The sequence below is a fragment of the Sphingomonas sp. AOB5 genome (assembly GCF_029433115.1).
GTDB lineage: Bacteria > Pseudomonadota > Alphaproteobacteria > Sphingomonadales > Sphingomonadaceae > Sphingomonas.
In genome coordinates this window covers 34,323-56,763 of sequence record NZ_JARNTV010000020.1, presented here as the reverse complement: position 1 = coordinate 56,763, position 22,441 = coordinate 34,323, and the positions used below count along the sequence as shown (strand labels likewise).

At 64.9% G+C, this 22,441-nt stretch carries 26 protein-coding genes; 18 read left to right on the top strand and 8 right to left on the bottom strand.

What is annotated here, in order from left to right; translation table 11 throughout:
• The first annotated feature begins 15 nt into the window (after positions 1–15).
• From P1X14_RS10905 to tatC, 5 genes are all read left to right on the top strand, one after another.
• Complete coding sequence (locus P1X14_RS10905) at positions 16–750, top strand: ScpA family protein (protein WP_277315387.1); 735 nt, start codon at positions 16–18, stop codon at positions 748–750.
• Positions 747–1,352, top strand: a complete 606-nt coding sequence (gene scpB, locus P1X14_RS10900; protein WP_277315386.1) for an SMC-Scp complex subunit ScpB — start codon at positions 747–749, stop codon at positions 1,350–1,352. The genes P1X14_RS10905 and scpB overlap by 4 nt, the downstream gene beginning before the upstream one ends.
• Before the next feature lie 96 nt (positions 1,353–1,448).
• Positions 1,449–1,682 carry a Sec-independent protein translocase subunit TatA gene (locus P1X14_RS10895; RefSeq protein WP_277315385.1) on the top strand — a complete coding sequence of 78 codons (234 nt, stop codon included), beginning with the start codon at positions 1,449–1,451 and terminating at the stop codon, positions 1,680–1,682.
• Positions 1,683–1,746: 64 nt separating this feature from the next.
• Positions 1,747–2,271, top strand: coding sequence for a Sec-independent protein translocase protein TatB (gene tatB / locus P1X14_RS10890; protein WP_277315384.1), 525 nt, complete (start codon positions 1,747–1,749; stop codon positions 2,269–2,271).
• On the top strand, positions 2,268–3,038 hold the full coding sequence (gene tatC / locus P1X14_RS10885; RefSeq protein WP_277315383.1) for a twin-arginine translocase subunit TatC: 771 nt from the start codon (positions 2,268–2,270) through the stop codon (positions 3,036–3,038). Before tatB ends, tatC begins: the two co-directional genes overlap by 4 nt.
• Before the next feature lie 42 nt (positions 3,039–3,080).
• On the opposite strand, the gene P1X14_RS10880 is transcribed toward tatC, so the two are convergent.
• The 3 genes from P1X14_RS10880 to P1X14_RS10870 form a co-directional block, all read right to left on the bottom strand.
• A complete protein-coding gene (locus P1X14_RS10880; RefSeq protein WP_277315382.1) occupies positions 3,081–3,215 on the bottom strand; it encodes an entericidin A/B family lipoprotein in 135 nt (44 codons plus the stop codon).
• A gap of 332 nt (positions 3,216–3,547) precedes the next feature.
• On the bottom strand, positions 3,548–5,122 hold the full coding sequence (locus tag P1X14_RS10875) for a histidine kinase dimerization/phosphoacceptor domain -containing protein (protein ID WP_277315381.1): 1,575 nt from the start codon (positions 5,120–5,122) through the stop codon (positions 3,548–3,550).
• Between the two features lie 9 nt (positions 5,123–5,131).
• The gene (locus P1X14_RS10870) at positions 5,132–5,302 is read right to left on the bottom strand and encodes a NepR family anti-sigma factor (protein ID WP_277315380.1); all 171 of its coding nucleotides are present in this window, start codon (positions 5,300–5,302) and stop codon (positions 5,132–5,134) included.
• A 252-nt stretch (positions 5,303–5,554) separates the two neighbouring features.
• Here P1X14_RS10870 and P1X14_RS10865 point away from each other — a divergent pair, with 252 nt between their 5' ends.
• The 3 genes from P1X14_RS10865 to P1X14_RS10855 all read left to right on the top strand — a co-directional run bounded on the left by P1X14_RS10865 (position 5,555) and on the right by P1X14_RS10855 (position 7,326).
• Positions 5,555–6,358 (top strand): response regulator, encoded by an 804-nt coding sequence (locus P1X14_RS10865; RefSeq protein ID WP_277315379.1) that lies wholly within the window; start codon positions 5,555–5,557, stop codon positions 6,356–6,358.
• Between the two features lie 77 nt (positions 6,359–6,435).
• On the top strand, positions 6,436–6,573 hold the full coding sequence (locus P1X14_RS10860; protein ID WP_277315378.1) for a hypothetical protein: 138 nt from the start codon (positions 6,436–6,438) through the stop codon (positions 6,571–6,573).
• A 96-nt stretch (positions 6,574–6,669) separates the two neighbouring features.
• Positions 6,670–7,326, top strand: a complete 657-nt coding sequence (locus tag P1X14_RS10855; protein WP_277315377.1) for a sigma-70 family RNA polymerase sigma factor — start codon at positions 6,670–6,672, stop codon at positions 7,324–7,326.
• A 78-nt stretch (positions 7,327–7,404) separates the two neighbouring features.
• Here the strand turns inward: P1X14_RS10855 and P1X14_RS10850 are convergent, their stop codons facing one another.
• Complete coding sequence (locus tag P1X14_RS10850; RefSeq protein ID WP_277315376.1) at positions 7,405–7,539, bottom strand: hypothetical protein; 135 nt, start codon at positions 7,537–7,539, stop codon at positions 7,405–7,407.
• Positions 7,540–7,657: 118 nt separating this feature from the next.
• Here P1X14_RS10850 and P1X14_RS10845 point away from each other — a divergent pair, with 118 nt between their 5' ends.
• The 7 genes from P1X14_RS10845 (at position 7,658) to P1X14_RS10815 (ending at position 14,658) form a co-directional block, all read left to right on the top strand.
• Positions 7,658–10,336 carry a bifunctional [glutamine synthetase] adenylyltransferase/[glutamine synthetase]-adenylyl-L-tyrosine phosphorylase gene (locus tag P1X14_RS10845; protein WP_277315375.1) on the top strand — a complete coding sequence of 893 codons (2,679 nt, stop codon included), beginning with the start codon at positions 7,658–7,660 and terminating at the stop codon, positions 10,334–10,336.
• Complete coding sequence (locus P1X14_RS10840) at positions 10,306–10,818, top strand: peroxiredoxin (protein WP_277315374.1); 513 nt, start codon at positions 10,306–10,308, stop codon at positions 10,816–10,818. The genes P1X14_RS10845 and P1X14_RS10840 overlap by 31 nt, the downstream gene beginning before the upstream one ends.
• A gap of 31 nt (positions 10,819–10,849) precedes the next feature.
• Positions 10,850–11,641, top strand: a complete 792-nt coding sequence (locus tag P1X14_RS10835; RefSeq protein WP_277315373.1) for a ferritin-like domain-containing protein — start codon at positions 10,850–10,852, stop codon at positions 11,639–11,641.
• A gap of 121 nt (positions 11,642–11,762) precedes the next feature.
• The gene (locus tag P1X14_RS10830; RefSeq protein ID WP_277315372.1) at positions 11,763–12,956 is read left to right on the top strand and encodes a M23 family metallopeptidase; all 1,194 of its coding nucleotides are present in this window, start codon (positions 11,763–11,765) and stop codon (positions 12,954–12,956) included.
• Between the two features lie 119 nt (positions 12,957–13,075).
• On the top strand, positions 13,076–13,417 hold the full coding sequence (gene erpA, locus P1X14_RS10825) for an iron-sulfur cluster insertion protein ErpA (RefSeq protein WP_277315371.1): 342 nt from the start codon (positions 13,076–13,078) through the stop codon (positions 13,415–13,417).
• Between the two features lie 4 nt (positions 13,418–13,421).
• Positions 13,422–14,195, top strand: a complete 774-nt coding sequence (gene xth, locus P1X14_RS10820) for an exodeoxyribonuclease III (protein ID WP_277315370.1) — start codon at positions 13,422–13,424, stop codon at positions 14,193–14,195.
• 187 nt (positions 14,196–14,382) lie between these two features.
• Complete coding sequence (locus tag P1X14_RS10815; RefSeq protein WP_277315369.1) at positions 14,383–14,658, top strand: hypothetical protein; 276 nt, start codon at positions 14,383–14,385, stop codon at positions 14,656–14,658.
• Between the two features lie 66 nt (positions 14,659–14,724).
• On the opposite strand, the gene P1X14_RS10810 is transcribed toward P1X14_RS10815, so the two are convergent.
• Positions 14,725–15,882, bottom strand: a complete 1,158-nt coding sequence (locus tag P1X14_RS10810) for an N-acetyltransferase (protein WP_277315368.1) — start codon at positions 15,880–15,882, stop codon at positions 14,725–14,727.
• Between the two features lie 140 nt (positions 15,883–16,022).
• Between P1X14_RS10810 and P1X14_RS10805 the strand changes: the two genes are divergently transcribed.
• The gene (locus tag P1X14_RS10805; RefSeq protein ID WP_277315367.1) at positions 16,023–17,117 is read left to right on the top strand and encodes a fatty acid desaturase; all 1,095 of its coding nucleotides are present in this window, start codon (positions 16,023–16,025) and stop codon (positions 17,115–17,117) included.
• Positions 17,114–17,455 carry a low molecular weight protein tyrosine phosphatase family protein gene (locus P1X14_RS10800; RefSeq protein WP_277315402.1) on the top strand — a complete coding sequence of 114 codons (342 nt, stop codon included), beginning with the start codon at positions 17,114–17,116 and terminating at the stop codon, positions 17,453–17,455. The genes P1X14_RS10805 and P1X14_RS10800 overlap by 4 nt, the downstream gene beginning before the upstream one ends.
• Here the strand turns inward: P1X14_RS10800 and lptG are convergent, their stop codons facing one another.
• Positions 17,456–18,553 (bottom strand): LPS export ABC transporter permease LptG, encoded by a 1,098-nt coding sequence (lptG, locus tag P1X14_RS10795; RefSeq protein WP_277315366.1) that lies wholly within the window; start codon positions 18,551–18,553, stop codon positions 17,456–17,458. It abuts the gene before it with no gap.
• The gene (gene lptF, locus P1X14_RS10790; protein ID WP_277315365.1) at positions 18,550–19,749 is read right to left on the bottom strand and encodes an LPS export ABC transporter permease LptF; all 1,200 of its coding nucleotides are present in this window, start codon (positions 19,747–19,749) and stop codon (positions 18,550–18,552) included. The genes lptG and lptF overlap by 4 nt, the downstream gene beginning before the upstream one ends.
• Positions 19,750–19,907: 158 nt before the next feature.
• Between lptF and P1X14_RS10785 the strand changes: the two genes are divergently transcribed.
• Positions 19,908–20,540 carry a hypothetical protein gene (locus P1X14_RS10785; RefSeq protein ID WP_277315364.1) on the top strand — a complete coding sequence of 211 codons (633 nt, stop codon included), beginning with the start codon at positions 19,908–19,910 and terminating at the stop codon, positions 20,538–20,540.
• On the opposite strand, the gene P1X14_RS10780 is transcribed toward P1X14_RS10785, so the two are convergent.
• Positions 20,491–22,419 (bottom strand): ATP-binding protein, encoded by a 1,929-nt coding sequence (locus P1X14_RS10780; protein ID WP_277315363.1) that lies wholly within the window; start codon positions 22,417–22,419, stop codon positions 20,491–20,493. The two genes, P1X14_RS10785 and P1X14_RS10780, sit on opposite strands and share 50 nt — an antisense overlap.
• Positions 22,420–22,441 lie beyond the last annotated feature (22 nt).

Below are 22,441 nucleotides of genomic sequence, written 5' to 3'. Positions count from 1 at the left end.
TGCTTAACTTCGCTCATGGAAGACGCCGCCGAAGCGCTCAGGATCGATATCGACGGGTGGGAAGGCCCGCTCGACCTGTTGCTGACGCTTGCGCGGAGCCAGAAGGTCGATCTGCGCGCCATCTCGATCCTCGAACTGGTCGATCAGTACATCACCTTCATCGAGCAGGCGCGTGAGCTGAAGCTCGAGATCGCCGCCGACTATCTCGTGATGGCGGCTTGGCTGGCGTACCTCAAGTCCGCGCTGCTACTCCCGCGCAACCCCGAGGAGACACCGAGCCCCGAGGAACTGGCGCTTCGCCTGCAACTCCGTCTCGAACGCCTCAACGCCATGCGCGAAGCCGGCGCACGCCTCACCGCCCGCGACCGTACCGGCCGCGACGTCTTCTTCCGTGGCCAGCCCGAGGGCCTGCGGGTCCTGCGCAAGGCGCGCTGGGAAGCCGAGATTTACGATCTGATCGCCGCCTATGGCCGGATCAGCGCCCGCACCCGCCCGGTGATGCATGTCGTCGCGGTGCGCGACGTGATGACGCTCGACGAAGCGATCGAACGTGTCGCGCGGCTGGTCGGCACGCGGATCGAATGGTCGACCATCGAGACCTTCCTGCCCGAAGGCGCGAGCGGCACCTATCGCAAGTCGGCGCTCGCCTCGTCCTTCGTCGCGGCGCTGGAACTGGCCAAGCAGGGCAGGGTGGAACTGCGCCAGAAATCGGCCTTCGCGCCGCTCTATCTCAAGGCTGCCGAGGCATGACCGGACCCGACGATCTTTCCCGCGCGGTCGAGGCGGTGCTGTTCGCTGCCGAGCATCCGCTGAGCGTGGACGAGATCCGTGCGCATGTCGGGGCTGAAGCCGATGTCCGTTCGGCGCTGGCCGAGCTGGAGGGCATCTATGCCGGGCGCGGGGTCGAGATCGTCCGGCGCGGTGACCGCTGGCACTTCCAGACCGCCGCAGACCTTGCCCATCTGCTGCGCCGCGACCGCGAGGAGAGCCGCAAGCTCAGCCGTGCGGGCATCGAGACGCTGGCGATTATCGCCTATCACGAACCGGTGACCCGCGCCGAGATCGAGGCGATCCGCGGCGTGCAGATCAGCAAGGGCACGATCGACGTGCTGATGGAGGCAGGCTGGGTCCGCCCCGCCGGTCGCCGCGAGGTGCCCGGGCGGCCTCTGACCTATGCTACCACGCCCGGCTTCCTCACCCATTTCGGGCTGGCGAGCCGCCGCGATCTGCCCGGGATCGATGATCTGCGTGCCGCCGGCCTGCTCGATCCGGTCGATCTCGCGTTCGAGACGCTGGAGGCCGGGGAAGAGGCGGCGGAGGCCGAAATCGAAACTGTAACCGACGACGAATAGGGCGCATCGCACTCGTGCCATCCCGAACAGGGTAATCACGCATTGCTGGAACAGGGTCCGCGCCTTAGATAGGGCCGGAATCAAGGAGAATTTGCCATGGGCGGCTTTAGCCTGATGCATTGGTTGTTGTTCGGCGGCATCGCCATCCTGCTGCTGGGCGGCGGTCGCTTTTCGGCGATGATGGGTGACGTCGCGAAGGGCGTGAAGAACTTCAAGAAGGGCATGGCCGAGGAAGACGAAGCCAAGGCCGCTCCGACCCAGATCGAAGGCAAGGCGGCTCCGGCCCCCACCGTCGAGACCGAAGCTGCGCGGACTGCCGAGAAGCAGTAAGCCTCCCTGCCGGGGTGTGCTGCCTTAGCCGCCCCGGACACGAATGATCGGATAGCAGTCTTTCATGTTGGACGTCGCGCCTACCGAATTGCTGTTGGTGGCCGTCGTGGCGCTGCTTGTGATCGGCCCCAAGGATCTGCCCAAGGCGATGCGCGTGGTCGGCAAGTGGATCGGCCGCGCGCGCGGAGTCGCGCGCCAGTTCCGCAGCGGCATCGACACGATGATCCGCGAATCCGAACTCGCCGACCTGCAGAAGCAGTGGGCCGAGGAAAATGAGCGGATCATGCGCGATCATCCGCCCACCCAGTCGCTGCCCGCGCCGCAGACCTATCTCTCGCCCGAACAGCAGGCGCTGGCCGCCGATCCGCTCGATCGCGGGGCCTTGATGACCGAGCAACCGGTTATCAAGGACAGCTGGGAAGCCGAGCCCGCTCCGGAACCCGAAGTGAAGCCCAAGGCCAAGCCGCGGGCACGCAAGCCCAAGACCAGCGACCTGATCGAAGCTCCCGAATCGGCGCCGAAGGCCGGTGCAACGATCGAAGCGCCCAAGCCGAAGACCCGCAAGCCGCGCGCAAAGGCAGCGTCGTGAGCGGCGCGGAGATCGACGACACGCAAGCTCCGCTGCTCGATCACCTGATCGAACTGCGCCGCCGCCTGCTCTGGTCCGTCCTCGCGCTTGCGGTGGCATTTGCCGGCAGCCTGTATTTCGCGCGATCCATCTTCGCGATTCTGGTCGCCCCGCTAAAGGCCGCGGGCCAGCTGACGATCATCAATACGCAGGTGTTCGGCGGCTTCCTCGTCGAGATCAAGATCGCCTTCTTTGCGGCGCTGATGATCGCTTTTCCGGTGGTGGCCAATCAGCTGTGGCAGTTCGTCGCGCCTGGCCTGTATCGCAAGGAAAAGCGCGCGCTATTACCATTCCTGTTGGCGACCCCGGTGCTGTTCGCCGCGGGCGCCGCGATGGCCTATTTCATCGCGATCCCGACCGCGTTGAAATTCCTGCTGAGCTTCCAGGGGCAAGTGGGCGATACTGGCGTCACCCAGACGCCGCTGCCCGACGTAAACGACTATCTGAAGTTCGTGATGCAGTTCATCTTCGGCTTCGGGCTGTCGTTCCTGCTGCCGGTGCTGCTGATGCTGCTTGAGCATGCCGGCATCGTAACCTACGAACAGCTCAAGGGCGCGTGGCGCTATGCCGTGGTTGGTGCCTTCGGGATCGCCGCGGTGCTGACCCCGCCGGATGTCGGTTCGCAGCTGCTGCTCGCGATACCGCTCTGCTGTCTCTATTTCCTCGCGCTGGTGGCCATCAAGTTCACCCGCAATCGGCGCGAGAGCCGGGTCGAGTCCGAGGCCTGACGCGAAAAGCCCCTCCCGTGCGGGGAGGGGCCATTCATTACCTCACTTGGCGTCGTCGGCGGTCCGGGCGACGGTATCGCCTGCCGACGAAACGTCGCGACCGACGCCTTCGATGGTGTTGCAGGCCGAAATGGCGAACGCGCAGCCGAGCGCGGCGAGGGTCAGGATCTTACGCATGTCTTGTCTCCACTGATCCGTTGAAACGGTCGGGAGGAGAAAGCCCGGACGCGCCAAATCGTTCCGCGAGCGAACGAAAGCGCAGCCCGGAACGGCGGATCGGATATCGATGGTCTGGAAAAGTGTTAGGCCCGGAAGCGTCACCGGGGGGGGGAGGGTTGACGCTTCCGGGCCCATGTCTTGGATAGCGAGAGCGGGGGGGCAAAAGGTCACTATCCGAAGTGTAAAACGGTCAATGCGCTCCGGGGTTCCGTATTTTTCAAAAAAATTTTGAATTATTTTTTCCGGAGTATTTCCAGCTATTTCAGGCCGAAACCTCGGCTTATCTCGCGTCAGGGGCGTCCGTTTACGGCGATACTTGCCTCATAGGCACCGGTCAGCGGATCGTGATGAAGCTGGGTACGCAGCTGCCGCGCAAGGCCGGTCATCACGCGCGAATAGCGGTTCTCGAGGAACGTCTGCAGCTCGGTGCTGTCGACCAGCGCCGGTGAGCTGACCCGCACCACCGCCCGGTCGCCCTCGGGCAGCGCCTTGGCGGAGATGCGGACCTGTGCTGCCGGATTGCAGGTGATCGCCAGCTCGACGATCTCGGTGATCAGGAAGGCGACTGCGACCGCGGTATCCTGCGTCACCAGCAGCGGATCGACTTCCAGCGTGATGCCGATCCCGGCGGCTTGAGGCGGGGCGGTGGCGCGGATGTTCGATGCCAGTTCGCCGATCACCGGGCGCAGCTCGATCCCGCGATTTTCCTCCATCTCGGCATAATGGTGCCGATGGACCACGGCGAGCGCGTCGACCCGGCGCTGGATCGAGGCGTAGGCCTCGCTCGCTTCCGGCCCCTTGGCGCCGCGCGCGTGGAAATTGATCAGGCTGGAAATGACCTGCAGATTGTTCTTCACCCGGTGATGCACTTCGCGGGTCAGCCGCGTCTGGCGCACCAGTCCCTCGGCGAGATCGGCTTCGTGAAGCTGCACGGTACGGCTGATGTCGCGGAACGTGTCGCCCAGCTCGCGAATCTCGGCGGCGGGCAGGTGGCCATAAAATGCGGGGTCGATCACTTCGCCCGGCTGATAGGCGCGCACCACGCGGCGCAGGCGGCGCAGCGGGCGGATCAGCAGCCGGTCGACCACGAACCAGCCGATCGCCGAGGCGGCGATCCACATCAGCACCAGCAGCACGGTGGCGATCATCAGCGGCGACGCGATCGGCGCGCCCGGCATCGACATCTGCAGGATCAGATCGTCGACGCCGAGCTGCGCACGCATCGTCTCGCGGCGGGTAAGGGGGCCATCCCCGAGCGTACGCAACGTCAGCGATCCGCCATCGGCCTTGACCAGCGCCGAACCATATTCGGGAACAAAGCCGCTGGGGCGGCCGAGCGTGGCCAGCGCGGCGACGGGATAATAAGCGGTGGCACTGGCGCCGGACTGCCCGCCGACCCGCAGCGCCAGCCCCTTGTCGACCAGCGCGGCATCGACTTCGCCCGGCTTCAGCACCGCCACGCCGGTGATCGCGAGCCGCTGGCCGCACAGCACCGCGCCGCGGCCGTCGGTGATCGCGAACCGTGTCCCGCCTTCGGAGAGCGACGCAAAGGCCCCGGCCAGCCGGGTGCAACTCGGCGCATCGCCGCGGTCGCGTTCCAGCGCCGCAAGGCCTTCGCGCAACTCGCCGACATGATTGGCCAGCACATTGGCCAGCACGCCGGAGCTTTCCTTGACCACGGCATTCAGCCGCGCGCGCGCTTCCTCGTCAGCGCTGCGGGTGGTCTGGAGCGTGGTGAACAGCGCGATCAGCGCGAGCGGGAGCAGGGCGCCCACCAGAATCAGGAATACCTTCGCGCCCGTCGGCATGCGCGCAAACGCCGCCGCCGGCCCTTGGCCTAGCGGCGGAAGATCCAGCTTTTCCATTATGAAGGGCTAGTCGAGCTTCTTCAGCAGATCGAGCATTTCTGCCGGAATCGCCTCGCCGATTGCCTCGTCATAGGCTTCGCGCAAGGCGTCTCCCACCGCTTTACCGGTGCGATCGCTTCCGCCTCCGCCCTTGTTTGATGGCGTTTTCTTCATCGGATCATTTGCGGAACGCACCATTCCCCCGGACTATTGTCGACCATCCCCGGCCGCAAGCGCGACCGGAAAATATAATTAACGCCGCCGGACGCAAGTGCCCGGCGGTGCGAAAGCCACACGAAGCGGCTTATGCGATGAAACCAAAGAGCGCGTCGTTTGTTCCACATGCGATGCGAAAACCGCGGGGGGTATCCTTCGGTCCGCACGAAACATTTGCAAAGACGGTTCGCCGGCGCGACAAGCCGGAACGTTCCGAGGGAGAAACAATCGCTTATGTCGCTTGGTCAGCAACTCGCACCGCACCTGCCGTTCCTTCGCCGCTACGCGCGCGCGCTTACCGGAAGCCAGGGTGAGGGCGACCGCTATGTCCGCGCCTCGCTCGAGGCGATCGTGGCAGCACCGGAAGAATTTCCGCGCGACATCGAACCGCGGCTGGGTCTGTATCGTACCTTCCAGGCGATCTGGCAGACCACCCATCTCGAAGAGAGCGATTCGGGCGAGGATCAGCCGAGCGAGCCGGAAGCGATCGCGCGCAAGCGTCTCGCCCGTCTCGCGCCGCTGTCGCGTCAGGCGCTGCTGCTCACCGCGATGGAAGGCTTCAGCATCGAGGATACCGGCTATCTGATCGGCAAGGATTCTAACGACGTCTCGGGTCTGGTCGCCGACGCCATCTCCGAAATCGAATCGCAGACGCGCACGCGCGTGCTGGTGATCGAGGACGAGCCGCTGATCGCGATGGATCTGGAAACCATCGTTCGCGACATGGGCCATGAAGTGACCGGTGTCGCCGTTACCCGTGACGAAGCGGTCGCGCTGGCGATGGAAGAGCGGCCGGGCCTGGTGCTCGCCGATATCCAGCTGGCCGATGACAGCTCGGGCATCGACGCGGTGAAGGACATCCTCGCCGAGTTCAGCGTGCCGGTGATCTTCATCACCGCCTTCCCCGAACGCCTGCTCACCGGCGAGCGTCCGGAACCCACCTTCCTGATCACCAAGCCCTTCCAGCGCGAGACGGTGAAGACCACCATCGCGCAGGCGCTGTTCTTCGATCAGGCAACGGTTCCCGCCAACGGCTGACCGCATCCAGCCCACGAAAAATCGTCTCGGGTTCCATATGATACGGACCCAAAACGGTTTTCGTGGGTTGATGGGGTATGGCTGAGAACAACGAACCCATTCACCTGGACACCGAAGATGCCCGCGCGGGCGCGACACCCCATGTGACGCGCTACGTGCTGGGTTTCGGGCTGGTCCTCGTCATTATCGCCTTTGCCATCATCCTCTACGCCTAGCCCGGCGGAGGTTGATCGATGCAATTGGCAAGCGCTGTCGCGCGCCCTATCTCCAATCACAGCCGCTTTGCGGCGCGTATCAATGAACGGGGTCTAATGACTGAATCCGAACATACGGATGATTCAGCTGAGGAAGGATCGCACGACGAGGCTCCGGTGGAGCACGTCTCGCTTTCCGATCCCGAATTCAAGCAACAGCTTGCGATCGTCATCCCGCATCTGCGCGCCTTTGGCCGCTCGCTGTCGGGAAATCGCGATACCGCCGACGATCTGGTGCAGGAAACGCTGCTGAAGGCATGGGCCGCGCGCAAGCGGTTCCAGGCCGGCACCAACATGCGGGCCTGGACCTTCATCATCCTGCGCAATCTCTATCTCAGCCAAATGCGCCGCGCGCGCTTCAAGGGCGAGTGGGACGATCTGGTCGCGGACCGCATCCTTGCGGCGCCCGCCAGCCAGGACCGGCATATCGAGCTGACCGACATGCAACGCGCGTTGCTCCATCTGCCCCAGCCGCAGCGCGAGGCGCTGATCCTGGTCGGCGCAGGCGGCTTTGCCTATGAGGAAGCAGCCGAGATTTGCGGCGTTGCCGTCGGCACGATCAAGAGCCGCGTGGCACGCGGTCGCGTCGCGCTCGAGCAGTTGCTGAGCGAGGGCCAGCTTCCCTCGCGCCAGTCGCACCCGGCCAATCCTGGCGGCAAGAGCGCGCTCGACACGATCATGGGCGAAGTCGACGATCTCAGCCGCGAACGCTGATCCGCAGGACCCAAAAAGAAGCGCCGCTGTTCCTTCGGGAATGGCGGCGTTTTCGTATCTGTCGTTGGGAAGCTGGTCTTAGCCGTACTGACGGGTGGTGGCGCCGTTCAGTCGCCGGAGCATCGCGGCCATGTCTTCGGGGAGGCCCAGATCCTGCTCATAGGCATCGCGCAGCGCCAGCCCGATGGCATCGCCCTGTCGCGGTGCTTGCACCCGGTAACCGGGCGCTTCATCAGGAGAAGATGCAGGGCGTTTCATGCAGGTAAAACGGTCGAGTTTCCGATTTGTTTCTTGATGCAGAGCAAATTCCCGCCAAAGAGCGCTGATTAGAATGGAAACATCAGAACTTATTCCGCTGTGTGACATAATTGCGCGAATTCGCAGCCATTCGCCATTTTTGACCAACCTGCTCGATCGCGAACCGGCGCTTGTCGAAGGACTCGAGGCCGCGCTGGACGATCCGGCCGCCGCGGCGCGGGTCGAGGGCGATCTGCCGGCGGCCCGGCGTTTGCGCTTGGAACGCCGCCGGCTGGCGCTGCTGGTGGCCATCGGCGATCTGTCCGGCCGCTACGGCCTGACCCGCGTCACGAACCTGCTGAGCGACTTCGCAGACTCCGCGGTCGACCGCGCGATCCGCGCCGCGATCCTTGAGCGCACGCCTGACGCCGAGCCTGTGGGCTTCGCCGCGATCGGCCTCGGCAAGCTGGGCAGCCGCGAGCTGAACTATTCGTCGGACATCGATCCGATCCTGATCTTCGATCCCGAGACCTTGCCGCTCAAACCGCGCGAAGAGTCGGGCGAAGCCGCGGTCCGCATCGGCCGCCGCATGGTCGAACTGCTTCAGGCACGCGATGCGGACGGCTATGTGCTGCGCGTCGACCTGCGCCTCCGGCCTTCGCCCGAGGTCACTCCGATCGTGCTGCCGGTCGAGGCGGCGATCTCCTACTACGAGTCCCAGGCGCTGCCATGGGAGCGTGCCGCCTTCATCCGGTCCCGCGCGTGCGGCGGCGATGCGGGGCTGGGGGCCTATTTCCTCGAAGCGATCCGTCCGTTCGTGTGGCGCCGCGCGCTCGATTTCGGGGCGATCGGCGAGATCCACGACATCAGCCGCCGCATCCGCGATCACCATGCGCAGGGGCAGGCGTTCGGCCCGGGTTACGACCTGAAGCGCGGCCGCGGCGGTATCCGCGAAGTCGAATTCTATGCGCAGATCCACCAGCTCATCCATGGCGGTCGCGATCCCGCGCTGAGGGCGCCCGCGACCCGCGACGCGCTGGCGGCGCTGGCCGGGGCGGGGTGGATCGATCCCGAGAATGCGTCGGCGCTGATCGCCGCCTATGAACGCTTCCGCACCGTCGAGCATCGCTTGCAGATGGTCGACGATCGCCAGACCCACAGCTTGCCGGCCGATCCCGCCGCGCTGGCCAATGTCGCGGCGCTGGACGGGTGCGATACCGACGCGCTGATCGCCTCGCTCCGCCCGCATGTCGATCGCGTGGGCCGGGTCTATGACGATCTCGCCGGAGACGGATCGGAGCGGCTTTCGGGCGATACGGATACGCTGCAACAACGGCTGGCGGAGGCGGGCTTCCCGGACCCCGCCAATGCGCTGCGCCTGATCGAGACGTGGCGCGGCGGCGGCTACCCCGCGCTGCGCACTTCCACGGCACGCGAGGCGCTCGAATCGGTGCTGCCCGGACTGATCCAGGCGATGGGAGAGGCGCCCGATCCGGCGCATGCCATCGCCCGGTTCGACGCGATGCTGGCGAAGCTGCCCAGCGCGATCAACTTCTTCCGCCTGCTCGAGGCCCAGCCCGCGCTGGCCCGTCTGATGAGCGCCATCCTGTGCCACGCGCCGACGCTGGCCGATGCGCTGGGCCGGCGCGCCGAACTGCTCGATGGATTGATCGACGCGAGTGCGCTCAAGCCGGTCGCAAGCGTTGCCGATCTCGTTGCCGAGATGCGCCGGCGCGAGCGGGGCGGGGACTATCAGTGGCAGCTCGATCATGTCCGCCGGCTGGTGAACGAGAAACGGTTCGCACTGGGCACTCAGGTGGTCGCGGGCGCCAGCGATCCGCTCACCGTGTCCGCAGGCTATGCCCGTGTTGCCGAAGCCGCGATCGAGACGCTGGCGCGGGCCACGATCGACGAGTTCGAGATCGCGCATGGCCGCGTCCCCGGCAGCGAGCTGGTGATCCTGGCGCTCGGCAGGCTGGGTGGTCAGGCGCTGACCCACGCCTCTGACCTCGACCTGATCTTCCTGTTCACCGGCGATCACATGGCCGAGAGCGACGGCGCGAAGCCGCTCGGCGCGGTCACCTATTACAATCGGCTCAGCCAGCGGATCACCGGCGCGTTGTCGGTGCCGACTGCGTCCGGCCCGCTCTACGAAGTCGATACCCGCCTGCGTCCCTCTGGCGCGCAAGGGCCGCTGTCGGTCTCGCTCGACGGCTTCCGCCGCTATCAGGAGGAAGATGCCTGGACCTGGGAGCATATGGCGCTGACCCGTGCCCGGCCGGTGTTCGGTTCGCCTGAAGCGCGTACTCAGGTTGCCGCGGTGATCGCCGAGGTGCTGGGCGGCAAGCGCCCGGACCGCGACGTCATCGCGGAAGCGGGCAAGATGCGGGAGGAGATGGCGACCCATAAACCGGCGAAGGGGCCGCTCGACGCCAAGCTGCTCGACGGCGGGCTCGTCGATCTGGAGTTCGCGGTCCATACGCTCCAGCTCAAGCACCGCACCGCCTTCGCTTCCTATTTGCCCGATGCGATCGATGCACTGGTTAGGGAAGGGCATCTCGCACCCGGCATGCTCGGCGCGCATGATTTCCTCACGCGCCTGCTGGTCACGTTACGCCTCGTCGCGCCCGACAGCCAGCCGCCTTCGCCGGCCACCCGCCCGCTGGTCGCGCGCGCTGTCGGCGTCGAGACTTGGGACGAGGTGGTTGCGGAGCTGGACCGGGTCCGGCAGGAGGTGCGCGCATGCTGGGCCGCGATCCGCGCCCGGAGTTGAGGAAGACGCAGATGGCAATCGAGGAAGGTGACAAGATCCCGGCGATCGAGCTGGCAAGCACCGGCGGCGGCAACATCGCGCTGCGCGACCATGTCGGCCACCCGTTCATCCTCTATTTCTATCCCAAGGACGACACCTCGGGCTGCACCCGTGAAGCACAGGATTTCTCGGCGCTGATGCCCGAGTTCGAGGCGCTGGGCGCGTCGGTCCTGGGCGTGTCGAAGGACAATGCGATCAAGCACCAGAAATTCATCTCGAAATACGATCTGACCGTGCCGCTGGCGACCGACACCGACGACAGCGCGATGCAGGCGTTCGGCGTGTGGGTCGAGAAACAGCTCTACGGCAAGAAATATATGGGCATCGATCGCTCGACCTTCCTGTTCGATTCCGAAGGCAAGCTGTTCCGCTCGTGGCGCCGGGTGAAGGTGCCCGGACACGCCATCGAAGTGCTGGAATCGGTTCGCGAACTCACTCGCTGACCCGCAATTCGCGGGCGCAGGCCGTACGATCATGACCAGTCTTGCCCAGGCCTGCCGCACCGTCCTCACGACCGCGGAGCCGCGTGCCAAGGTGAAGGCGGCGCGTGCGGCTGCGCTGGATTGGCGGCTCGGGCGGCTCGATCATCGCTTCGACGTCGCGATGCCGGATCGGCCCGCACGTCCGGATCGCCCCGAACTGCTGCCACCCAATCGCATGCCGAAGCGCGGCAAGGGTTCTGAGCATGGCCGCATCGCGCTGATCCACGCGCTCGCCCATATCGAATTTGCCGCGATCGACCTGGCTTTCGACATGGCCGGGCGGTTCGGCGAAGCGTTCCCGCGCGCCTTTGCCGATGACTGGATGCGGGTCGGCGCGCAGGAGGCGATCCATTTCGCGCTGCTGGAACGGCGACTCGTCGCGCTCGGCAGCCATTATGGTGCGCTTCCCGCGCATGACGGGCTGTGGGACGCCGCTGCTGCAACTGCGAACGACGTACTCGGCCGGATCGCGGTGGTGCCGATGGTGCTGGAAGCCAGGGGACTCGATGTCACGCCGGCCACGATCGAACGCTTTTCGGCGGTCGGCGATTCCACGACAGCGCGCATATTGACGCGGATTCTGGACGATGAAGTCCATCATGTCCGTGCCGGAACACGCTGGTTCGAATCGGTGTGCAGTGCGGAAAAGCTGGAGCCGGAGGCTACGTGGCAACACCTAGTAACGCGCTATTACAGGGGTTTGATTAAGGCTCCGTTCAACGACTCGGCGCGCGAGTCAGCCGGTCTGACCCGCAAATACTACCAGCCTCTTGCCGACAGATGATTGAATCAGTCACACAATCGCGGTCACGGCGCGGAGGGGCTGCAGTCGAGACATTCGAGATTTAGGGCAAACGCCGGGTCGCTAACTGGCGCGTTTGCTGTTTTGGGGTTGCCGGGGAAACATGGCTAACGCTTCGAACAACAAGAACGCGTCTCTCGGCGCCCGGTTCCGCGAATTCTTCACGACGCGCGATTTCATTTTCCATGACGGCCGCGATCTGCGCCGCTTCAGCATCGCCGGCCGTACCCAGGCTGTGCTGGCTGGCGTCGCCGGCATCGCGATCGTCTTCTCCAGCTATGGCGTCGCTCAGGCGATGGTCGGCGTCGTCTCGCTGAGCGGCATTACCGGCGAGGCATCGACCCCCGAAGCGCAGATGGAAAAGATGCGCGCCCAGGTCGATCAGATGCAGGCGGACGTCGAAGCCGCCAAGCAGGCCGCCAAGATCCACGCCGATCGCGTCGAAGCCCGCCAGGAACTGATCAAGCTGACCGCCACCGGCGAGGGCGACCGTTCCAAGGTCACCCGTGAAATCCCCTCCGACACCCATCTCAAGACCAGCGCGCTGACCGAGGAAGTGCTCGAGCCGCTGCGCAAGCTCGAAGCCCGTCAGGTCGTTCTCGCAGCTCAGGCCCGCGCCACCGGCGAAGCCCGGTTCGAACAGACCGCGGCGCAGATCCGCCGCCTCGGCCTCGACCCCAATCGCTACGTTCCGGCCATCGTGCAGGGCGGCATGGGCGGCCCGTTCGAGGAAGTCGATAACGACGAGGGCGCTGCGACCGCCGAAGCCGATGCGCAGTTCCGCTCGCTCTTCGTCACCTGGCGCCGTCTCGATACGCTCGAGCAGACCGTGATTTCGATCCCTTCGATGCAGCCGGTCGACAATATCCAGTTCACCAGCAGCTTTGGCGTGCGTTCCGATCCGTTCCGCGGCACCGCCGCGATGCATGCCGGCGTGGATATCCCCGGCGCGATCGGCACCCCGATCTATGCGACCGCCGATGGCGTCGTCGGCCGCTCGGGCCGCTATGGCGGCTACGGCAATCTGGTCGAGATCAATCACGGCCGCGGCATCCAGACCCGCTATGGCCATCTTTCGAAGATCATCGTTCCGGCGAACACCCGCGTGAAGCGCGGCCAGCTGATCGGCCTGATGGGCTCGACCGGCCGTTCGACCGGCAGCCACCTTCACTATGAAGTCCGCGTCGACGGTAAGGCGGTCAACCCGATCCCGTTCCTGCAGGACGGTGAGTATCTGGTCGCGATCCAGGATCGCCAGACCGGCACCGCCATGGGCGGACCCGCCAAGGGCAACTGAGCTTTTTCACGGTTCGGAGAGGGAGCGAGGGGCGGTCCATAGAGGCCGCCCCCGTCGTTTATGGGCCTGAAGGCGAGGGCGACATTGCCTCCATGCCCTCCCACGCCTATCTCCACTCCATGACCACGATCACACAGCCCGAGATCGCGCTGACCCCCGCCGCCGCGGCGCGTGTCGCGGCGATTTCGGCCAAGACCGGCAAGCCTGCCATCCTGCGCCTCTCGGTCGAGGGCGGGGGCTGTTCGGGCTTTCAGTACAAGTTCGGTTTCGCAGACGGCATCGAGGGCGATGACGTCCAGGTCGAGACCGATGGCGTGAAGCTGGTGGTGGATTCGATCAGCCTCGATCTCGTGCGCGGCTCCAGCGTCGACTATGCGGAATCGCTGGGCGGCGCGGCGTTCAAGGTGACCAATCCCAACGCGGCGGCCGGGTGCGGTTGCGGCTCCAGCTTCGCGGTCTGATCCCTTGCCGCGCATCGTCACGTACAATGTGAACGGCATCAAGGCGCGTCTCGAGCGTCTGGTCGAGTATCTGAACGAGGCCAAGCCGGACATTGTCTGCCTGCAGGAACTGAAAAGCTCCGACGACACGATCCCGACGAAGGAGATCGAGGCTGCGGGCTATGGTGCCGTCTATCACGGGCAGAAGGGTTTCAACGGGGTTGCGATCCTCGCCCGCGGGCAGCAACCCGTCGAGCGCCAGCGCGGCCTCGCCGGCGATCCCGAGGACGAGCATAGCCGCTATATCGAATGCGAAGTCGGCGATCTGATCGTCGCTTCCATCTATCTGCCCAACGGCAATCCGCAGCCTGGCCCCAAGTTCGACTATAAGCTTAAATGGATGGAGCGGCTGGCCGATCGTGCGCGGGCGCTGCTCGCGGAGGAGCGCCCTGTGGTGCTGGCGGGCGACTATAATGTCATTCCCAACGACGACGACACTTTCTCGGTTCGGGCAATGGCCGAAGACGCACTGATGCAGCCTGAATCGCGCGATCGGTACCGTGCGCTGCTGGCACAGGGCTGGACCGACAGCCTGCGTACGCGCTTCCCGTCGGGCGGCATCTGGACCTTCTGGGACTATCAGGCCGGCGCCTGGCAGCGCGATGCCGGCTTCCGCATCGATCACCTGCTGCTCAGCCCGCAGGCAGCCGACCGGATGACCGGGGCAGGCGTCGACAAGGAGTATCGCGGGCGGGAGAAGGCCAGCGATCACGCGCCGACCTGGGTTAGCCTTCGCTGAGTATATTGCTAATCGCACTATATACTAAATGTTGGCGTGTTTTACTGTATTATAGCACCGGTGCTATTGTGCTACCGAAACTAAATATCTGAAATTCCTCATTTATCGACTCTGGCACGGCCCATGCAATGCATTGCTCGGGTTGGCGGAAAGCCTGCCTTGTTCGGGAAGTAGAGGAGTATTCGCAATGTCCAAGATTCAGATGGGTCGTTCGTCGGCCGTCGCTGCAGCTGTCGCGCTGGTGCTTGGTTCGGTCGCCCCCGCCACCGCCGCCTCGCGTGATCCGGTCCCCGTCCGCTCGTCGCAGGACGAGGCCACCGCGCCGACCGCCAAGAAGTCCAATCGCTACTGCATCACCACCGATCAGGTCGGCAGCCGCCTGCAGCGCCGCCTGTGCAAGACCCGCGATCAGTGGATTTCGGAAGACGGTTTCGATCCGATCGGTGCGCGCAGCGCGAACTGATCGGCCGTTCGCCCCGGCCGCCCGCCGTAGCGTATTACGGGCGGCCGGGCGCGGACACGCCGCGTGTCAGAGCGGCTTCTGGTAGATGATATATTCGCGGTTGATATGGCTCTCGATCGCGTCGGCGATCGCCACCATTCCCTGATTGTCCTCCAGGATCCAGCCAACCTCACCGCGTTGCGCGCCATATTTGGCCACCGATGCCCGGCGGATATATTCGATCATCATGAAGGCCAGCTGGCTCGCCATGCGCGAGGATTGCAGGCGCTTCACCACGCCCATCAGCGGCACGCGCGCGGTGCGCGACACCGGCTTGCGCAGCCACAGCAGCAGCTTCAGCCAGCCGAATGGCAACAGCGATCCCTTGAGCGGCTTCAGCGGCTCGTTGAGATCGGGCAGGGCGATCATGAACGCCACCGGTTCGCCTTCCAGCTCGGCGACGCGGATCATCTCCTTGCGCACCAGCGGCTTCAGCTTGGTGCCGACATCGTCCACCTCGCGCTGGGTCAGCGGCACGAAGCCCCAATTGTCAGACCATGCGTCGTTCAGGATATCGACGATGATCTTGGCTTCCTTGTCGAAATTATCCTTGTCGATCTCGCGCACGCGAATCTTCGGGTTGCGCTCGCCCATATCGACGATGCGCTGGATCAGCGGCGGGAAGTTCTTCGTGACGTCCAGCTCATAGGTGTAGAGCGACTTGGCCTTGGTATAGCCCATCGCTTCGATCCAGCCCTGATAATGCGCCAGATGATGGCCCATCAGCACGGTTGGCGGATGATCGTGACCCTTCACCAGCAGGCCGGGCTCCTCCCAGATCGAAAGGCTCACCGGGCCGATCGCGCGGGTCATCCCCTTGTTGCGCAGCCATTGTTCGGCGGTGTTGACCAGCGCCTTGGCGGTGTTTTCGTCCTCGGCCTCGAACATGCCCCAAAAGCCGGTGCCGGGGCCGAAACCCTGTTCGGGCGCCATTTCCAGCGCGAGGAAATCGAGATGCGCCGAGATCCGGCCAACGACCTTCCCGCCGCGCTCGGCCAGGAACAGCTGCGCCTCGGCATGGGCGAACCAGCCATTCTTCTCCGGGCTGATCGTGGCGGCGACTTCGCTTCGCAGCGGCGGCACCCAGTTGGGATCGCCCGCATTGATGCGGTAGGCGACTTCGATGAAGGCCTTGGTGTCGGCCTTGGTGGAAACGGGACGAATGGAAAGCGCTGCGTTGGCCAAGAGCTGACCCCTTTCATGGATGACGCGGAAGTCCTGCGTGGACCGCGCAGTGTCAAGCGCTTTGATCCGGAACAATGCGGAAGGCCGCTACCCTGTTCATGCCACCATGTAGCCACTATCTCGGAGCAATGGCACACACCATGAACAGTTCGATTGCCCTCGATCGCCGTGAGGCCGAAGCGGTGCCCGCGAAGGCGGTTGCGCCGCGGATTGCCGACGACAAGGCGATGCTGCGCGCTGCGGCCGAAATGGCGCGCGACCTCGCCGCCTATCGCCCCGCCGTCTATTGGGGCGACCTGATCGCGTCGGTCGTGATCGGCTATGGCGCGCTGGCGATCGCGATCACTGCGAACGGACTGGCGCTCGGCCTGATCGCCGGCCTCGTCTCGGCGCTCGCGCTGTATCGTGCGGTCAGCTTCATCCACGAGATTTCGCACATGAAGCCGCATTCGGTGCCGGGTTTCCGCGTCGGCTGGAACATGCTGGTCGGCATCCCGCTGATGGTGCCGTCCTTCATGTATGAGGATGTGCACGTCCACCATCACGCCCGCACCAAATATGGCACGGTGGAGGATCCCGAATATCTGCCGCTCGCGCTGATGAAGCCTTGGACGCTGCCGATGTTCGTGCTCGTCGCGGTGCTGGCGCCGATCGGGCTGCTGATCCGCTATGCGATCCTCTCGCCGCTGTCGCTGGTGATCCCGGCGCTGCGCAAGCATGTCGTCGAGCGTTATTCGGGACTGGTCATCAACCCATCCTATCGCCGCCGCATGCCGGAAGGCCGCTTCCGCGCCGAATGGCTGGCGATGGAGGCGGGTGCGAGCATCTGGGCGATTGCGCTGATCGCGCTGCTCGTCACCGGTATCATCCCGGTGAAGGCGTTTCTGATCTTCCTCGCCATCGTCTCGGTTACGACAGTGATCAACCAGATCCGCACGCTGGTCGCGCATCTTTGGGAGAATGAGGGGGAGGCGATGACGGTCACCGCCCAGTATCTCGACAGCGTCAACGTGCCGCCGCCCGCGCTGCTCCCGATGCTGTGGGCGCCGGTCGGCCTGCGTTACCACGCGCTGCACCATCTGCTGCCCAGCGTGCCTTATCACAATCTGGGTGCGGCGCATCGCCGCCTGTCTGCGTCGCTGGAAACCGGTTCGCCCTACCACAAGGCGAGCTATCCGGGCCTCCCCGGGCTGGTCGGCAAGATCGCCCGCAGCACGATGATCGATCGCCGCTGAAGCGATTCCTGTTCATCTGCAGCCAGAACAAGCTGCGCAGCCCTACGGCCGAACAGGTTTTCGCGTCGCGGACCGATATCGAGGTGTCATCCGCCGGCACCAATCACGATGCCGAGAATCCGGTCACGCCAGAGGAGCTTGCTTGGGCGGACATCATCGTCGTGATGGAGCGTACGCACCGCAACAAGTTGCAGAAGCGCTTCGGGCGGCACCTGCACGGCAAGCATATCGTCTGTCTGGATATTCCCGACGACTATGAATTCATGGACCCGGAACTGATCGATCTGCTCGAGGCGCGAATGGCGCGTCACTTGCCATCGGCAAGGCCCGCGGACTGACTATTCCTCGGTCCGCAGCAGCACCGCTTCGCCGATCGCCAGGAACAGCCAGAATGGGCCCCATGCGGCGATGATCGGCGGATAGGCGCCAAGATTGCCCATCGCGATCGCGAAATTGTCGGCGACGAAATAGAGGAAGCCGAGCGCCATTCCGATCACCGCGCGCACGAACAGCTTGCCCGAACGCGCGAGGCCGAACGCCGCGACTGCACCCAGCAGCGGCATCAGCACCGCCGAGAGCGGGCCGGAGAATTTGTGCCACAGCGATCCTTCGAGCGCCTGTGTCGGCCGCCCGGCCAGCTTCAAATCGTCGATCGCCTCGGCCAGCGCGGTGAAGGACAGCCCGTCGGCATCCACGGTCGACAGGGTGAACTGATCGGGTCGCACGCCATTGGCCACGACGACCGATCCAAGCTTGGTCAAATTGCCGCTGGCCACGTCGAAACGCTGCGCATTCTCGATCCGCCAGCCATTGCCGTCGCGCCGCCCGGTGCTGCCGGTGATGATCGAGACGAGGCTCTGGTTCTTGCGTTCGTTGACGGTGATGCCGGTCAGCTGCGCCGCATCGCCGCGGCCCTTGATCGATTCCACTTCGATCAGATGATCGCCATCGCGGACCCACACATTGGTGCGGTCGCCACGATCGATGGGCAGGGGGCCGTAGTCGACCTTCTTCCACTGGGTCAGCGTCGCGGTGGCCCGCGCGACCACGCGCTCGTTGAAGGTGAACGAGATCGCTGCGACCACCAGTCCCGCCACCATCAGCGGCGCCAGCACCTGATGCGCAGAAAGCCCGCCGGCCTTCATCGCGATCACTTCGCTGTTCTGGTTGAGCTGCGACAGGGTCAGGATCGTGCCGAGCAGGACCGAGAAGGGCAGGAACGTCTCGATGATCTGCGGCGTACGCATGCCGATATAGCGCCACACCTCGGTGTCGCCATTGCCCGCCACCGCAAGGATCTTGCCGGATTCGCTCAGCAGGTCGAGCGCCTGAAGGATCAGCACCAGCGCCCCAAGAATGGCGAAGGTGCGGATGACGAACATCTTCGCCATGTAGAGCGAGATTGTCCGCGACGGGAAGAAATTGGCGAAGTTCATGCCGTCGCCTCATTCTTCCGCCGCCGGCCGGGCAGGCGGCTGGTGATCGCCTTCAACGCCTTCTCGAACGCCTTCTCCAGCGCGCCGATCGGCTGGCCGCCGGGGACGTGCGCGATCTGGTAATACATCCAGAAGGTCAGCGCCGCGAACAGCGCGAAGGGCACCCACAAGGCGATGATCGGATCGATCCGCCCAAGGCTGCCGATCGCCTGCCCATACTCGTTTATCTTGTGATAGGTCACGATCATGATGATCGACAGGAACACGCCCAGCGCGGATGTCGATCGCTTCGGCGGCACGCCCAGCGCGACCGCGAGGAACGGCAGCAGGAACATCGACGCGACTTCGGCGACGCGGAAGTGGAAGGCAGCGCGGCTCGTCTCGCGTTTCACCGTTTCTTCCTTCGGATTGCTGCCGATCTTCGCCAACTCCGGCAGGGTCCGTTCGAGATTGCCTGCGCCGCGGACGCGGAAATTCTCGTATTTGGGCAGCGCGATCGGCTGATTGTGGACGTTGAAGCTCAACACGCGCGGGACCGGTGAATCCTCGCTCTTCTGGATCAGCTTGCCGTTGGTCAGCTGGAACACGATCTCGTCGGGATTGTCGGTGCGTAGAAAGGTGCCACGCTCCGCAGTGATCGTGTACCAGCCCTTGGGGCTTTTGAAGTGGACGAAGATGCCGGAAAGCGCGCGGCCGCTGTCCTTGCTGTCCTCGATCCTCAGGGTCATGCGGCTGCCGAAGCTGGTGAACTCACCGACCTTGATCGACGCGCCCAGCGCCCCGGTGCGCAGTTCGAAGCGGAGCTGCTCGTAATTGTAGCGCGCCTTGGGCTGGATGAAGCCGACGATCGCCAGGTTCAGCGCGGCAAGCGCGAAGGCGAACATGAAGGGCACGCGCAGCAACCGGCCATAGCTCATCCCCACCGCGCGCAGCACGTCCAGCTCGGACGAAGTGGCCAGCCTGCGGAATGCCAGCAGGATGCCGAGCATCAGGCCGATCGGTATGCCGAGACCCAGATATTCGGGCAGCAGATTGGCGAGCATGCGCCACACGACGCTCACCGGCCCGCCCTCGGTCGCCACGAAGTCGAACAGGCGCAGCATGCGGTCGAGGACCAGCAGCATCGCCGAGATGACCAGCGTAGAAATGAGCGGCACCGCGATCAGCCGCGCCATATAGCGATCGATCGAATTCATGCGCTCTGGCGTGGGCCTTTTTGTCGTTGGGTTCCGCGGCGTTGGCACCGCGAAGGAGTAAGCGCAATGGCTATACCGGTGGTTCCGCGGGGCGTCAGCAGCAAAGTTGCGCCGAATGCAATCGGCGTTAGGCTGTTGGTGAGGGGAGACGCGATCCGATGCCGATCCGCACGCTGATGACGCTGGGGCTCGCGCTCTGTTTCGCGATGCCCGTCGCGGCGCAGACCAGTCTCAAACCGGAAGACTGGCCGGCGCGGATTTCGCGGATCGCGATGGACGGCCTGATATTGAATGCGGACCTGACGCGCGATCAGGCAGTGGCGCGCTGGGGCGATACGTCGTTCCGCGACTGGAACTGGCGCCTGTACCCGACCCGCGGCGGCGGTGAACTACACCTGTTGTTCAACCCCGAGGCGCCGCACCGGCTGGTCACGGCGAAGCGATACCGTCCCGATGGCACCAGCGAGACGCTGTTCCACGACAATCCCCGCGCCAGGACACGCTATATCGAGCAACTCGACCTGTGCTTCGCGATGATGGGTACCGCCCACCAGCTGTGGGGATTGCCCGACTATACGCACGGCTCCGGCATCATGGTCCTCTATTACGAGATGGCGAACGGCGATCTGGTCGAGATCTGGCCGTGGAAGATGCGCGAGGTGCAGGTCACCCGCGCCTCGGACGGCAAGACGGTGGGGCTGCCGCGCAAGGGCTGCAAGTCGCCCGATATTCATTGGCGGATCAGCCGCGAGTTGAACCTTCCACCGCCTTCGCCAGTGCGGACATTGTGAAGGGCTTGCGCAGCACCATGTGCCCGCCGAACGCGCTGGCATCCGCTTCGCCGGCATAGCCGGTGACGTAGAGTACCGGGATTCCCGCGATCCGCTCGCCCAGTGCCGCGATCATTTCGGGGCCGGTGCGGCCGGGCATCAGCACGTCGGTCAGGATCAGGTCGACCGAGTCCATCCGGTCGAGACAGGTTTCGGCATGCATCGGATCGTCGCACGCCAGCGGCCGGTGCCCGAGTTCGGTCAGCGCGCTCATCGTTGCGGAGAGGACTCGCGGATCATCCTCCACCACCAGGATATCCAGCGCCTGTGTCGGGGCATCGGGGTCGAGTGCGGCTTCGCTGGCGACCGGCGCATCGGCCTCGCCCTGATGACGCGGCAGATAGAGCGTCACGGTGGTGCCTTCGCCCAGCACCGTATCGATGCCGATCTCGCCGCCCGACTGGCGCACGAAACCGAAGATCTGGCTGAGGCCCAGGCCGGTTCCCTTGCCGACGGGCTTGGTGGTGAAAAAGGGTTCGAACACACGCTCCAGCACCTCGGGCGTCATGCCGCTGCCGGTGTCTGAGACGGCGATGGTCACATATTCGCCCGCCGCCGCTTCGCCGACTTCCTTGCGCTTCAGCGTCCGTCCGCCCGTAGCGAAGCTGAGGGTACCGCGACCGTTCATCGCATCGCGCGCGTTCACCGCAAGGTTCAGCAGCGCATTTTCGAGCTGATGCTTGTCGGCGAACACCGTCCAGCCAAGCCCGGAATCCTTCGTCTCGACTTCGATCGCGCCGCCCAGCGTCCGGTCGAACAGGTCCGACATGCCCTGGATTACCGGCCCCGCCTCGATCGCGCTGGGCAGCAGGGCTTCCTCGCGCGAGAAGACCAGCAGGCGGCGGGTGAGCGCCGCGGCGCGGTTGGCGCCTTCCATGGCATTCTCGATATGCTTCTGTGCGTCGGGACCGCCGGTCGTCAGGTGCCGCTTGGCGAGTTCCAGCCCGCCGAGCGTGACCGCCAGCATGTTGTTGAAATCATGGGCGATGCCGCCGGTGAGCTGGCCGACGGCTTCCATCTTCTGTACCTGGCGAAGCTGTGCCTCGGCCTGTTCGCGCTCGCGCATTTCTTCGCGCAACTGCCCGGTTGCGGCGTCCACGGCCTGCTGCAGTTCTGCGGCGCGGACCCGTTCGGCGTCCGCATCGGCATCGGCTTCGGCGCGCCCGGCCGAGGCCTGAACGGTCATCCAGCCGAGCAGGATCGATCCGCCGACCACCAGCAGGCCGAACAGCCCCAGCACGTTGGTGGCAAGGTGCGAACTTGCCACCAGCTTGGCGGTGTCGCCCTTGCGTTCGAGCAGGCGCGCGCGCTCATTGTCCACGATCTCACGCAGCACCAGTTCGGTCTCGGCCCGGGCGAGGGTGGCGCTGTTCTGGTAATAGCTGCCCAGCGCGTCGCGGTTGCGCTTGTGGACGGTGTAGCCTGAAGTCGTGCCCAGTTCCTTACCCCGCGTCGCGAACGCAGCACGCAGCTTGGCCATGCGGATCTGCTGTGCCGGATCGCCGCCGATCTGGATCGTCAGCCGGTTGAGATGCTCGTTCGCCTGCGCCCATTTGTCGGCGAATTGCCGCCCCACCGCCGCATCGCCGCTCACCACATAGCGGCCGAGCGAGGCTTCGGCGTCGGCCATCGCGCTGGAAAGCTGGCCCGCGCGGATGATGACCTCATAGGTCCGCGCCTGCCGGTCCAGCGCAGCGTCACGCTCGCGATCGGTGGTCGCCTGCAGGTTGAGCAGCACGACCAGCACGCCGGTGCCGACCAATGCCAGCACCCCGAGCAGCACCATCCGCCAGTCCGTTTGCCGGACCGGGGCTTCGTCAGATGCGCCGGTTTCGCTCATGCAGCAATTCTAGGGCAGGCGC

Coding starts and splice junctions, on each gene's coding strand:
- P1X14_RS10905 (WP_277315387.1), top strand. CDS start 16: ATGGAAGACGCCGCCGAAGCGCTCAGGATCGATATCGACGGGTGGGAA.
- scpB (WP_277315386.1), top strand. CDS start 747: ATGACCGGACCCGACGATCTTTCCCGCGCGGTCGAGGCGGTGCTGTTC.
- P1X14_RS10895 (WP_277315385.1), top strand. CDS start 1,449: ATGGGCGGCTTTAGCCTGATGCATTGGTTGTTGTTCGGCGGCATCGCC.
- tatB (WP_277315384.1), top strand. CDS start 1,747: ATGTTGGACGTCGCGCCTACCGAATTGCTGTTGGTGGCCGTCGTGGCG.
- P1X14_RS10880 (WP_277315382.1), bottom strand. CDS start 3,215: ATGCGTAAGATCCTGACCCTCGCCGCGCTCGGCTGCGCGTTCGCCATT.
- P1X14_RS10875 (WP_277315381.1), bottom strand. CDS start 5,122: ATGGAAAAGCTGGATCTTCCGCCGCTAGGCCAAGGGCCGGCGGCGGCG.
- P1X14_RS10870 (WP_277315380.1), bottom strand. CDS start 5,302: ATGGTGCGTTCCGCAAATGATCCGATGAAGAAAACGCCATCAAACAAG.
- P1X14_RS10865 (WP_277315379.1), top strand. CDS start 5,555: ATGTCGCTTGGTCAGCAACTCGCACCGCACCTGCCGTTCCTTCGCCGC.
- P1X14_RS10860 (WP_277315378.1), top strand. CDS start 6,436: ATGGCTGAGAACAACGAACCCATTCACCTGGACACCGAAGATGCCCGC.
- P1X14_RS10855 (WP_277315377.1), top strand. CDS start 6,670: ATGACTGAATCCGAACATACGGATGATTCAGCTGAGGAAGGATCGCAC.
- P1X14_RS10845 (WP_277315375.1), top strand. CDS start 7,658: ATGGAAACATCAGAACTTATTCCGCTGTGTGACATAATTGCGCGAATT.
- P1X14_RS10840 (WP_277315374.1), top strand. CDS start 10,306: ATGCTGGGCCGCGATCCGCGCCCGGAGTTGAGGAAGACGCAGATGGCA.
- P1X14_RS10835 (WP_277315373.1), top strand. CDS start 10,850: ATGACCAGTCTTGCCCAGGCCTGCCGCACCGTCCTCACGACCGCGGAG.
- P1X14_RS10830 (WP_277315372.1), top strand. CDS start 11,763: ATGGCTAACGCTTCGAACAACAAGAACGCGTCTCTCGGCGCCCGGTTC.
- erpA (WP_277315371.1), top strand. CDS start 13,076: ATGACCACGATCACACAGCCCGAGATCGCGCTGACCCCCGCCGCCGCG.
- P1X14_RS10815 (WP_277315369.1), top strand. CDS start 14,383: ATGTCCAAGATTCAGATGGGTCGTTCGTCGGCCGTCGCTGCAGCTGTC.
- P1X14_RS10805 (WP_277315367.1), top strand. CDS start 16,023: ATGAACAGTTCGATTGCCCTCGATCGCCGTGAGGCCGAAGCGGTGCCC.
- lptG (WP_277315366.1), bottom strand. CDS start 18,553: ATGAACTTCGCCAATTTCTTCCCGTCGCGGACAATCTCGCTCTACATG.
- lptF (WP_277315365.1), bottom strand. CDS start 19,749: ATGAATTCGATCGATCGCTATATGGCGCGGCTGATCGCGGTGCCGCTC.
- P1X14_RS10785 (WP_277315364.1), top strand. CDS start 19,908: ATGCCGATCCGCACGCTGATGACGCTGGGGCTCGCGCTCTGTTTCGCG.
- P1X14_RS10780 (WP_277315363.1), bottom strand. CDS start 22,419: ATGAGCGAAACCGGCGCATCTGACGAAGCCCCGGTCCGGCAAACGGAC.